The sequence below is a fragment of the Delftia sp. DLF01 genome (genome assembly GCF_014852125.1).
Taxonomy (GTDB): domain Bacteria; phylum Pseudomonadota; class Gammaproteobacteria; order Burkholderiales; family Burkholderiaceae_C; genus Comamonas; species Comamonas acidovorans.
The window spans coordinates 234,049-246,207 of record NZ_JACVAZ010000001.1; the positions used below are offsets into that span (position 1 = coordinate 234,049).

The following is a 12,159-nucleotide window of genomic DNA, read 5'->3' on the forward strand; positions in this document are numbered from 1 at the left end:
GTTGTGGCGAAAATGCGGCGGAGTTCGGCGGGCATTCGGCGGAAATGGGCGGAAATTGGCGGAAATGAGCGTAATGGCTCCGCGTCGCATGCCCGGATTATGGTCATGCCGGGCCGGCCTGCACAGCCGCTGCCCGGCCCCTGCACGGGCGTGGCGCCGCCCAGGTCGATAGAATCTTCGCTTCCTGCCCGCGCGGGGGCGTGCCGCCCGCCGCCTGCACCGCCTAATCGAAGATCGCGTCCTCACATGTCTGCCAATCAACCAACGTCCGCCTCGCACAACCAGCTCGACACCAAGGCCCAGGCCTGGTCCGCTCTCTTTGAAGAGCCGATGAGCGATCTGGTCAAGCGCTATACCTCCAGCGTGTTCTTCGACAAGCGCCTGTGGCAGGCCGACATCACGGGCAGCCTGGCGCATGCCGAGATGCTGGCGGCCCAGGGCATCATCGCCGCCGCCGACCACGAGTCCATCCGCAAGGGCATGGCGCAGATCACGCAGGAAATCGAGTCCGGCCAGTTCGAGTGGAAGCTCGACCTGGAAGACGTGCACCTGAACATCGAGGCCCGCCTGACCCAGCTGGTGGGCGACGCCGGCAAGCGCCTGCACACGGGCCGCAGCCGCAATGACCAGGTGGCCACCGACGTGCGCCTGTGGCTGCGCGGCGAGATCGACCTCATCGAAGGACTGCTCGGCGAGCTGCAGCTGTCCCTGGTCGAAGTGGCCGAGAAGAACGTGGACGTGATCCTGCCCGGCTTCACCCACCTGCAGGTGGCCCAGCCCGTGAGCTTTGCCCACCACCTGCTGGCCTATGTGGAAATGTTCAAGCGCGACGCCGAGCGCATGCTGGACCTGCGCCGCCGCGTCAACGTGCTGCCGCTGGGCAGCGCGGCCCTGGCCGGCACCACCTACCCGCTGGATCGCGAGCGCGTGGCCCGCACCCTGGGCATGGAAGGCGTCTGCCAGAACTCGCTGGACGGCGTCAGCGACCGCGACTTCGCCATCGAATTCACCTCGGCCGCCAGCCTGTGCATGGTGCACGTGAGCCGCCTGTCCGAAGAGCTGATCATCTGGATGAGCCAGAACTTCGGCTTCATCCGCATCGCCGACCGCTTCACCACGGGCTCGTCGATCATGCCGCAGAAGAAGAACCCCGACGTGCCCGAACTGGCACGCGGCAAGACCGGCCGCGTGGTCGGCCACCTGATGGGCCTGATCACCCTGATGAAGGGCCAGCCCCTGGCCTACAACAAGGACAACCAGGAAGACAAGGAGCCGCTGTTCGACACCGTGGACACCCTGAAGGACACGCTGCGCATCTTCGCCGAGATGATCGGCGGCCAGGCCGACCCGGCCACGGGCGGCAAGAAGGGCGGCATCACCGTCAACGCCGAAGCCATGCGTGCCGCCGCACTCAAGGGCTACGCCACCGCCACCGACCTGGCCGACTACCTGGTCAAGAAGGGCCTGCCCTTCCGCGACGCGCACGAGACCGTGGCCCATGCCGTCAAGCTGGCCTCGCAAAAGGGCGTGGACCTGACCGAGCTGCCGCTGGCCGAACTGCAGGCCTTCAACCCCGGCATCGAGGCCGATGTCTTCGAGGCGCTCAGCCTGGAAGGCTCGCTCAATGCGCGCAACACCCTGGGCGGCACGGCGCCGGCCCAGGTGCGCAAGCAGCTCGCAGGCCACCAGGCGCGCTTGAATGCACGCCTGAACGCACGCCTGGGCTGATCCCCCCGTTCGCCGGAGCCGCGCCATGACATCTTCCCGCCGCCAACTGCTGACCGGGGCGCTGCGCGCCGCCGGCGCAGTGACTGCCGTTGCCGCCTCGTCGGCCCTGGCTCCGCTGGCCTGGGCACAGCCCGGGCAAGCCATACGCATCCTGGTGGGCTTTCCGCCGGGCGGCGGCACGGATGCCATCGCACGCCTGCTGGCCGACCGGCTCAAGGACGTGCTGGGCACCACGGTGCTGGTGGACAACCGCCCCGGCGCGGGCGGGCAGATCGCGGCGCAGCAGCTCAAGGCGGCTGCGGCCGATGGCCACACGCTGTTCCTCACGCACGACCACACCATCTCCATCCTGCCCCAGGTGGTGAAGAAGCCGGGTTTCGACCCTGGCCATGATTTCGTTCCCGTGGCCGGCTTTGCCACCTTCGTGAACGCGCTGGCGGTCTCCGCCAACACGCCGGCGCGCAACCTTGCCGAGTATGTGGAGTGGGTGCGCCAGGGCGCAAAGCGCGGCAGCATCGGCATTCCCGCGCCCGCGTCCACGCCGGAATTCCTGGTCAGGCTGCTGGGCGAGCACTACAAGCTCGACCTGGTGGCCGCACCCTACCGGGGCAGCGCGCCCATGCTGGCCGACATGCTGGGCAACCAGATTCCGGCCGGCATCGCCTCGGTGCAGGACTTCATGGAAAACCACAAGGCCGGCAAGCTGCGCGTGATCGGCGTGCTGGGTACGCGCCGCCAGGCCACCATGCCCGAAGTGCCCACGCTGGCCGAGCAGGGCGTCAAGGGCTTCGAGGACACGCCCTACTACGGCATCTACGCGCCGCGCGGCACGCCCCAGGCCTTCATCGACCGCTTCTCCGCCGCCGTGGCCACCGTGCTCAAGCAGCCCGATGTGCACGAGCAGCTCACCGCCCTGGGCCTGACCGTGGGCCACATGCCACCCGCGCAACTGGCCGAGCGCGAGCAGGCCTATACCCAGGTCTGGAAACGCATCATCCAGACCAGCGGCTTCCAGCCGCAGTAAGCGCGCGTCCAGCGGTCCCGCATGTTCTACGCGATTCCGCTGGAGGACCGGCCCCGCTGGAGCAATCCGCCGTGGATGACGCTGCTGATCATCCTCGTGAACGTGCTGGTGTTCTTCGGGCCGCAGCGCTCCGAGGAGCGTGCCCAGCAGGCGGCGTCGCAGTTCTATGCCGCCAGCGCGCTGCCGGGCATCGAGTTGCCGCGCTTCGTGGACTGGCTGCAGCGCACGGATTCGCCGATGGCAAAGCAGGCAAAGGCGCTGCAGAAGAGGGGCCTGGTCGAGCCGCTGTTGCAGCGCATGGAGCGGGAGCCGAAATTCCTGGCGCTGCTGCGCAGCGGGCAGATCGTGCCCGCAAGCGATCCCCTGCACGAGCGTTGGCAGACCGACCGTAGCCGCTACGAGGCGTTGCAGCCGGAACCTTTCACCACGCGCTGGGCCAAAAACTATGCGCTGGACGCGCCGATGCGCCCGGTGACCTGGATCACCGCAGCGTTCCTGCATGTCGACACCAGCCACCTGGTGGGCAATATGCTGTTTCTCTTCATGTTCGGCTTCTCGGTCGAGTTGATGCTGGGGCGCGGCACCTATCTGTTGTTTTATCTGCTGGGCGCCGTGGGTGGCTCGGTGCTTTCGGGCTGGGCCTATGCAGGCACAGGCAGTTACGGCTTGGGCGCCTCGGGCGCCGTGGCGGCCCTGATGGGCATGTACGCCGTCATGTACCGGCTGCGGCGTGTCCGTTTCTTCTATCAGCTGTTTTTTTATTTCAACTACGTCACTGCGCCCGCCTTGATCCTGCTGCCAGCCTGGATCGCCAATGAAGTGCTGCAGCATTTTTTCAGTGGCCAGAGCGCAGGCTACATGGCCCACCTGGGCGGCCTGCTCACAGGAGCGACCCTGATGGCCCTGCATCTGCGCCGCAAGCCACGGGCGGCGTTGGCGGGCCGCCATTCGGCGCCGGACGATGGCTTCGACGCACATGTCGCCAACGCGCGACGCCTGGGCCAGGCGCTGGACATGGAGGGCGCCCTGCGCGCCTGGCGCGCCGCCGCCCAGCTGCGGCCTGCCGACACCGAGGTGCTGCGGGCCTGGTTTGCCGCGGCCCGCTATGCGCCTGCCAGCGAGGACTTCCACCGGGCGGCCCGGCGCATCTTCAGGCTGCCGGCCCGTGATGCCGCCACCCTGGCCTGGCAGCACGACAGCTACCGCATCTACCTGGACCTGGCCCGCCCAGGCGCCAGGATCGCGCCCGAGGACATGGCCAGGCTGGTGCGCCGTTTCACGCGTGCCCGTGCGTTCGACGATGCCGAGAAGCTGTGCCACGCGCTGCTGCAGGCAGCACCCGGCCAGCCGGGCCTGGGCGAGACGCTGTGCCTGCTGGTCAACGGCCTGCTGCAGCAGGGGCTGGCACAGCGCGCCCGCGCCTGGCTGCCACAACTGCAGCGCTGGGCGCCCGATGAGGCCGTGACCCGGCTGTTGCTCGACGGGCAGGCCCGGTCCCAGGCCACGGCGTGATCAGTGCGGGGCCGGGCGCGGGTCCGGTCCCTGTTCCGGTTCCGGTTCCGGTTCCGGTTCCGGTTCCGGTTCCGGTTCCGGTTCCGGTTCCGGTTCCGGTTCCGGTTCCGGTTCCGGGTCACGCAGCAGCCACCGCACCTCCTGCGTGGCCTCGCTGTCGGGATGGCGCGCCTGCAGCGTGGCCAGGATGCCCTGGGCCATGTCCCGGCGCCCGAATCCCTGCAGCATCAGGCGCGCCGCCAGTTCATAGGCATGGGGCACGGCGGCATGGCCCTTGAAGCGTTTGTCGAAGCCCGAGATCAGGGTCAGCGTCGCCTGTGCATCGCCCGCGCGCCAGGTGCTGCGCGCCAGGGCCAGTGTCTGGTCGGCATCGTCCAGCGCAAAGGTCGATTCCTTGGCGCGGCAGGCCTGGAACACCTTGAGCGCCTCGGCGGTCTGGCCCTGGCGCAGCAGCAGGGCGATGAAGCGCCGGCCGTGGTCCAGCAGCGTGGCCGTCTTGTCCGACAGCAGCAGCAAGCGGTGGTAGCGGCGCTGGGCATGCGTGTCGTCGGGGTGGGTGCGCTGGTCCTCGTAGGCCAGGCCCAGCGCGGCGGCCAGGTCGCCAGCGGCCACATGCTCGGCCACGTCCTCGTCCAGCTGCTGGCGGGCGATCTGTTCGGGCGTGCGCGCAGGCGCCCCGTCGGGGCCGCTGTCTGCCTGGGGCACGGCGTCGATGCCCAGAGCCTCATGGTGCTGGTACATCACATAGCCCAGCAGGCTGGCCATGACCCAGCCGAAATAGATCATGGCGAAGTTGAACAGCGGCAGCAGGATCAGCCCGCTGAACAGCGGCAGCAGCAGCGACATGGCAATCTGCGCACCGCTGCTCAACAGGAACAGAAAAAAGCACAGCAGCGCATAGGGCTTGCCGATGATGCGCACCGTGTCCAGGATCAGCAGCGGATTGAGTGCGGAGAAAAAGCCCGTCGTCTGCACCAGCACGATGATGCTGGCCGGCAGCAAAAAGGACAGCAGCAGCAGGGCCAGCTGCGCCATGCCCAGGCTCACCCGCGCACACCAGCCGACGATGATGCCGTGCACCACCAAAATGGCGAACAGCTTCCAGGGCAGATGGGTCCAGTCCGGGTCCAGGTGGCGAGGATAGTCCGCAGCGCGCGATATGCCCTGCGAACCCAGCGCTGCCACCTTGAAACCATAGCGGCTGGCGGCCAGCAGGATACCGATCTGCACCAGCCCGATGGCCAGGGGTGCGGGCAGGAAGAACAGCGCCTTGAACAGCAGGCTGCCCAGCGACAGCAGCAGCGCATAGCCCAGCGGCTGTGACTGGAACGGAAAGGCGAAGAACTGGTTGATCCGGTGCCAGAACGGCTGAGGCACGGCAACGTGGTTCGGCTTCATGGACGGACTCTCTCCCTGTGTTGTATCCGCGCAGTATAGGCAGCACGCTGTATGTAGTCTGACGGGACCTGTGGTGGGAGGTGAGCCCTGTGATCGCACGGATATGACGCGTTGATGCGCCGATGTCTTACAGATGGATACACCGCAGACCCGGTTCCGGGCACCCGCAGCAGGGCCTGCAGCGGATGCGGCCCGGTATCATCCCGCGCAGTGGTTTTCAGCCGCAGCGGATGCGGCCCTGCATTCGGTGCATGCGGGCGACAGGCCTGCGCCTTGTTCCAGCCCTTGCCGCCGAGCCCTGCCTGCAGCGCAGGGTTTTTCATTTGCAGCGTGTCATGCGGACAGCTCGCGTCGCAGTGCTGAAAGCCTGCTCATTCCAAGAAAACAGCGGGCCATCTGAGCCCGACAGAAGGGATTGCCATGGGGGTGCTTCGCACGAAAGCGATCAGTGGGTTGCAGGGGGCTCCGGCGCACAGCCGGCCCTGGAGCCGGTGGGGGTTGGGGCTGCTGCTGGGATCGGCGGCGCTGACGGCGCAGGCCGTGGGCGTGCGCCAATTCAGCCCGCAGGGAGAGGTGGCCAAGGTCGAGCAGGTGGTGGTGCAGTTCGATGGCACGGCCGTGCGCTTTGGCGACCCCAAGGCGGCCGCGCCGGTCACGCTCAGCTGCAGCGATGCGGCGGCCACCCAGGGCACGGGCCGCTGGAACAGCGACCGGGAATGGGTGTTCGACTTCAAGCAGGCCCTGCCGCCCGGCGTGCGCTGCACGGCCCAGCTGGTGGCCAGCTACAAGTCGCCTGCGGGCACGGCCGTGACGGGCGCTGCCAGCTACCAGTTCCAGACCGGCGGCCCGGCCGTGCTGGACATGGCGCCCGACACCTATGAACAGATCGACGAGGAGCAGTACTTCGCGCTGCGCCTGTCGGGCCCGGCCACCGTGCAAAGCCTTCAGCAGCACATGTGGTGCACGGCCGAAGGCGTGGGCGAGCGCATACCCGTGCGCCTGATCGACGGCAAGGAGCGCGACGAGCTGCTCAAGCACCGCGGCTGGGACAAGGCCGCCGCCAAGAACCCGCTGCAGTACGCCACGCTGGCCTGCAACCGCCGCCTGACGGCGGGCACGACCATGAAGCTGGTTTTTGGCGCCGGCATCGCCACGCCCAATGGCGTGGCCAGCCGCCAGGACAAGCGCTTCGAGTACCGCGTGCGCGAGCCCTTCGCGGCCGAGTTCAGCTGCGAGCGCGAGAACGCCCAGGCCGCCTGCCTGCCGATCCGCCCCATGCGCCTGAGCTTCAACGCACCCGTGCCGCGCAAGCTGGCCGAGGGCATTCGCCTGAGCAGCGGCGCCTCCAAGGTGGCGCCCGTGATCGACGGCGAATACGGCGAAAAGCTCAGCGAGGATTCGCTGGTGCAGAACCTGAGCTTCCCGGCCACCATGCAGGCCCAGGCGCGCTATACGGTGGAGCTGCCTCCGCAGTTCAAGGACGCGGCAGGCCGCAGCCTGAGCAATGCCGACATGTTCCCGCTGCAGGTGGCCACGGGCGCGCTGCCGCCGCTGGCCAAGTTCGCGGCTTCGCCCTTCGGCATCGTCGAGCGCTATGCAGAGGGACCGGACGGCCCGGCCCTGCTGCCCGTGACGCTGCGCAATGTGGAGTCCGAGCTGGCCACCAAGTCCCTGGATGCCAGCCGCGTGAGCACCAAGCAGCCCGGCAGCGATGCCGAGATCATCGCCTGGATGCGCCGCGTGGCCGACTACGAGTCCTCCGACATGGACCGCAAGCGCGCCTCGCGCGACATCAAGGGCCCGCTGCCGCCCGTGATCGACAACGAAAACCGCGACTATGTGCAGACGCGCATGCTGTCGCTGCTGGCCGGCCAGGGCGACGTCAAGACGCTGGAGCTGCCCAAGCCCGTCAAGGGCGATCCGCGCCCCTTCGAGGTGGTGGGCATTCCGCTCACGCCGGGCTTTCACGTGGTCGAGATCGCCTCGCCGCTGCTGGGCCAGTCGCTGCTCGATGAGCGCTACGGCTCGGCGCGCAGCATGTATGTGCGCACCTCCGCCCTGGTGACCAATCTGTCCGTGCACTTCAAGCTCGGCCGCGAGAACGCGGCCGCCTGGGTGACCACGCTGGACAAGGGCCAGGCCGTGGCCAATGCCAAGATCCAGGTCTCCGACTGCAATGGCAAGGTGCTGACCTCGGCCACCACCGACGCCAGTGGCGTGGCGCGCCTGGACGGCCTGTCGCCCGAGCCGCCCCAGTGCACGGGCGGTGTCGGCTACCGCTCGCCGGCCTACTTCGTCAGCGCACGCGCCCAGGGCAAGGACGGCCAGCAGGAGCTGGCCTTCACCTGGAGCGACTGGCAGCGCGGCATCGAGTCCTGGCGCTTCAACGTGCCCACCAGCCGCAGCGCCCAGCGCGACGAGGTGGCCCACACCATCTTCGACCGCACGCTGCTGCGCGCCGGCGAGACCGTGTCCATGAAGCACCTGATGCGCACCCAGACCGGCATCGGCCAGGGGCAGGGCGGCTTTGCGCTGCCCGAGCAGCGGCCCACGCAACTGGTCATCACCCATGAAGGCAGCGGCCAGCAGTACACGCAGCCGCTGCAGTGGCGTTCCACGGGCACGGGCGGCCTGAGTGCGGAAAACAGCTTCTCTGTGCCCAAGGGCGCCAAGCTCGGCTCGTACTCCGTGGAGCTGCGCGGCGATGGCAATGGCTCGCGCGGGCGCAACAACCGCTTCGGCACGGGCAGCTTCCGTGTCGAGGAATTCCGCCTGCCCGTGCTCGAAGGCCGTGTGGGCCCCGAAAGCAAGCAGGCCCTGGTCGGCGTCTCCAGCCTGCCGGTGCAGGTGCAGGTGAACTACGTCTCCGGCGGCCCGGCCGCCAACCTGCCGGTGCGCGTGTCCGCCCTGGTGCGCTCCACCTGGATGGACCGCAGCGACTGGCAGGGCTTCAGCTTCTCGGCACCGCGCAGCGCCCAGGAGACGGGCCAGAGCGATGACGAGGAGGCCACGGCCTCCCAGGACAGCAAGGTGGTGGCCGACAAGCTGCCCGTGACGCTGGACCGTGAAGGACTGGGCAAGCTCAAGATCGAGAACCTGCCCAAGCTGCGCGAGCCGCGCGAGCTGCTGATCGAGGCCACCTATGCCGATCCCAACGGCGAGGTGCAGACCCTGCGCAGCACGCAGATGCTGTGGCCCGCGGCCATCGTGGCCGGCGTGCGTGCCGAAAGCTGGATCACCACGGGCCGCAAGCTCCAGTTCCAGGCGCTGGCCCTGGGCGTGGACGGCAAGCCCCAGGCCGGCGTGCCGGTCAAGGTCGAGGCCATCTCCCGCGTCACCACCAGCAGCCGCAAGCGCCTGGTGGGGGGCTTTTACAGCTACGACAACCAGACCACGCTCAAGTCCATGGGCACGGTGTGCACGGGCAACAGCGATGCCCAGGGCATGGTGCAGTGCGAGGCCCAGCTGTCGCAGCCCGGCGAGGTGGAACTGATCGTCACCGCCTCCGACAAGGACGGCCGGCCCGCCCAGGCCGCCTCCAGCGTCTGGGTCACGCGCCAGGGCGAGTTGTGGTTCGGCGGCGAGGACCATGACCGCATGGACGTGCTGCCCGAAAAGCGCAGCTACGAGCCCGGCGAGACTGCGCGCTTCCAGGTGCGCATGCCCTTCCGCTATGCGACGGCCCTGGTCGCCGTGGAACGCGAAGGCATCGTCAGCACCCAGGTCATGCAGCTCAATGGCCAGAACCCCACCGTGGAGCTGAAGGTCCAGCCCGACTGGGGCCCCAACGTCTACGTGAGCGTGCTGGCCCTGCGCGGGCGACTGCGCGAGGTGCCCTGGTACAGCTTCTTCACCTGGGGCTTCAAGGCGCCGCGCGAGTGGTGGAACGCCTTCTGGCACGAGGGCAAGGAGTACATCGCGCCCACGGCCCTGGTCGACCTGTCCAAGCCCGCCTACCGCCTGGGCATGGCCGAGATCCGCGTGGGCACCAAGGCCCATCGCATCGACGTCAAGGTCACGGCCGACCAGGCCAGCTACCAGGTGCGCGGCACCGCCAAGGTCACCATCAGCGCCACGCTGCCCGACGGCAAGCCCGCCGCTGGCGCCGAGGTGGCGCTGGCGGTCGTGGACCAGGCCCTGCTGGAGCTCATGCCCAACACCAGCTGGCAGCTGGCCGACGCGATGCTGCGCCGCCGCGAGTGGGGCGTGCAGACCTCGACCGCGCAGATGGAGGTGATCGGCAGGCGCCACTACGGCCGCAAGGCCGTGGCCGCTGGCGGCGGCGGTGGCCGCAGCCAGACGCGCGAGCTGTTCGAGACGCTGCTGCTGTGGAATCCGAGCGTGGTGCTCGATGCCCAGGGCAAGGCCCAGGTCAGCGTGCCGCTCAACGACTCGCTGACCACCTTCCAGGTGGTGGCGGTGGCCGACCATGGCGTGTCGATGTTCGGCACGGGCCAGGCGCCCATCCGCACGGCCCAGGACCTGCAGATCATCAGCGGCCTGCCGCCGCTGGTGCGCGAGGAGGACCAGTTCCGTGCCATGGTCACGCTGCGCAACACCTCGGCCAAGGCCATGAAGGTGCAGGTCACGCCGCGTGCCACGCTGCTGGAGCTGGCAGCGCAGACCGTGGAGATTCCCGCGGGCGAGGCGCGCGAGGTGACCTGGAACGTCACGGCCCCGGCCCAGCTGGGCCAGACCCGCGCCGAGGCGCTGATCTGGGAGATCGAAGCCCGCGACACCGCAGGCGGTGACAAGCCGGCCAGCGACAGGCTGAAGGTCAGCCAGCGCATCATCCCGGCCGTGCCGCTCACGGTGCAGCAGGGCACGCTGATGCAGGTCGATGGCAGCATCAACCTGCCCGTGCAACTGCCGGCCGATGCACTGTCCGGCCGCGGCGGCCTGCGCATGTCGCTGGCGCCCAAGCTGGCCGAAGGCCTGCCGGGCGTGCGCGACTGGTGGGCGCGCTATCCCTACAGCTGCCTGGAGCAGGTCACCAGCAAGGCCGTGGGCATGAGCGACGCCACGCTGTGGCAGTCCACCATGGGCCAGCTGCCCAGCTACCTGGACGGCGACGGCCTGGCCAGCTACTTCCCGCTGGCAGGCGACGGCTCGGGCCGTGCGGCCCGCGGCAGCGATACGCTGACGGCCCACCTGCTCAACCTCTCGGCACTGGCACAGGGCGTGGACAAGCGCTTCGTACTGCCGGCGGCCGAGCGCGAGCGCATGGAAAACGGCCTGATCGCCTTCGTCGAAGGCCGCATCCAGCGCAGCTTCTGGAGCCCGCGCAAGGATCTGGACATGCGCAAGCTGGCCGCCATCCAGGCGCTGGCGCTGACGGGCCGCGCCAATCCGCGCATGCTCGACAGCATCACCATTGCGCCCAACGACTGGCCCACGCATGCCGTCATCGACTGGGTGGCCCTGCTCAAGCACATGCGCGAGCTGCCCCAGCGCGAACAGCAACTGGCCCAGGCCCAGCAGATCCTGCGCGCCCGCCTGAGCTACCAGGGCACGCGCGTGGCCTTCAGCAACGAGCAGGACGACCAGTGGTGGTGGCTGATGCAGGGCCCCGAGGTCAACCTGGCCCGCCTGATGCTGGTCAACATGGACGACCCGACGTGGAAGGAAGAGCTGCCGCGCCTGGCCAATGGCTTCATCTCGCGCCAGAGCAACGGCGCCTGGGGCACGACCACGGCCAACCTGTGGGGCGCGCTGGCACTGCAGCGCTTCTCGCAGCAGTTCGAGGCCACGCCCGTGACGGGCGCCACCCAGGCGGCTTTGGGCGCGTCCCAGGCCCGCGTGGAGTGGAGCCAGGTCACGCGCATGCGCGCCAGCGACACCGAGGGCGCGGCGCACCAGGCGTCCAGCTTCGGCGCGACCACGGTGGTCGGCGGCCTGCGCAACAACACCATGTTCCTGCCCTGGAGCGCGGTGGGTGATGCCCGCAAGGGCCAGCTGACGGTGACCCAGCAGGGCACCGGCAAGCCCTGGCTCACGCTGCAGTCTGTGGCGGCCGTGCAGCTCAAGGCGCCGTTCAGCGCCGGCTACACCGTCACGCGCACGGTCAAGCCCGTGGAGCAGGCCGACAAGAGCCTGCCCGCAGGCCAGTACTCGCGCGGCGACGTGCTGCGCGTCACGCTGGAGGTGCAGGCCCGCACCGACATGACCTGGGTGGCCATCACCGACCCCGTGCCCACGGGCGCCACCATCCTGGGCGGCGGTCTGGGGCGCGACTCGGAGATCGCCTCGGGCGGCGAGCGCGCGGAAGGCGCGGGCTGGCTGGCTTATGAAGAGCGCAGCTTCGAGGCCTACCGCGCCTACTACCAGTACCTGCCCAAGGGCAATACGCGCGTGGAGTACACCGTGCGGCTGAACAATGCCGGCGACTTCGCGCTGCCGCCCACGCGGGTGGAGGCGCTGTATGCGCCCGAGATGTTCGGCGAGGTTCCCAACGCCCGCATCAAGGTGAGCGACAAGCGCTGATGCAGCGTTGATGG

5 protein-coding genes are annotated in these 12,159 nt (G+C 68.9%); 4 read left to right on the forward strand and 1 reads right to left on the reverse strand.

The features are described from left to right. The first annotated feature begins 246 nt into the window (after positions 1-246). The 3 genes from argH to IB269_RS01070 are packed head-to-tail and all read left to right on the forward strand — an operon-like array spanning position 247 to position 4,264. Positions 247-1,728 carry an argininosuccinate lyase gene (gene argH, locus IB269_RS01060; protein WP_012207114.1) on the forward strand — a complete coding sequence of 494 codons (1,482 nt, stop codon included), beginning with the start codon at positions 247-249 and terminating at the stop codon, positions 1,726-1,728. A gap of 25 nt (positions 1,729-1,753) precedes the next feature. Further along, the gene (locus IB269_RS01065) at positions 1,754-2,752 is read left to right on the forward strand and encodes a Bug family tripartite tricarboxylate transporter substrate binding protein (protein WP_013800951.1); all 999 of its coding nucleotides are present in this window, start codon (positions 1,754-1,756) and stop codon (positions 2,750-2,752) included. Positions 2,753-2,773: 21 nt separating this feature from the next. Next, on the forward strand, positions 2,774-4,264 hold the full coding sequence (locus tag IB269_RS01070; RefSeq protein WP_097201530.1) for a rhomboid family intramembrane serine protease: 1,491 nt from the start codon (positions 2,774-2,776) through the stop codon (positions 4,262-4,264). Here the strand turns inward: IB269_RS01070 and IB269_RS01075 are convergent, their stop codons facing one another. Further along, positions 4,265-5,662: a tetratricopeptide repeat protein gene (locus IB269_RS01075; protein WP_225613933.1), complete on the reverse strand. Its 1,398-nt coding sequence runs from the start codon at positions 5,660-5,662 to the stop codon at positions 4,265-4,267. It abuts the gene before it with no gap. 420 nt (positions 5,663-6,082) lie between these two features. On the opposite strand from IB269_RS01075, the gene IB269_RS01080 reads away from it, so the two are divergent. Further along, positions 6,083-12,145, forward strand: a complete 6,063-nt coding sequence (locus IB269_RS01080) for an alpha-2-macroglobulin family protein (protein WP_192366240.1) — start codon at positions 6,083-6,085, stop codon at positions 12,143-12,145. Positions 12,146-12,159 lie beyond the last annotated feature (14 nt).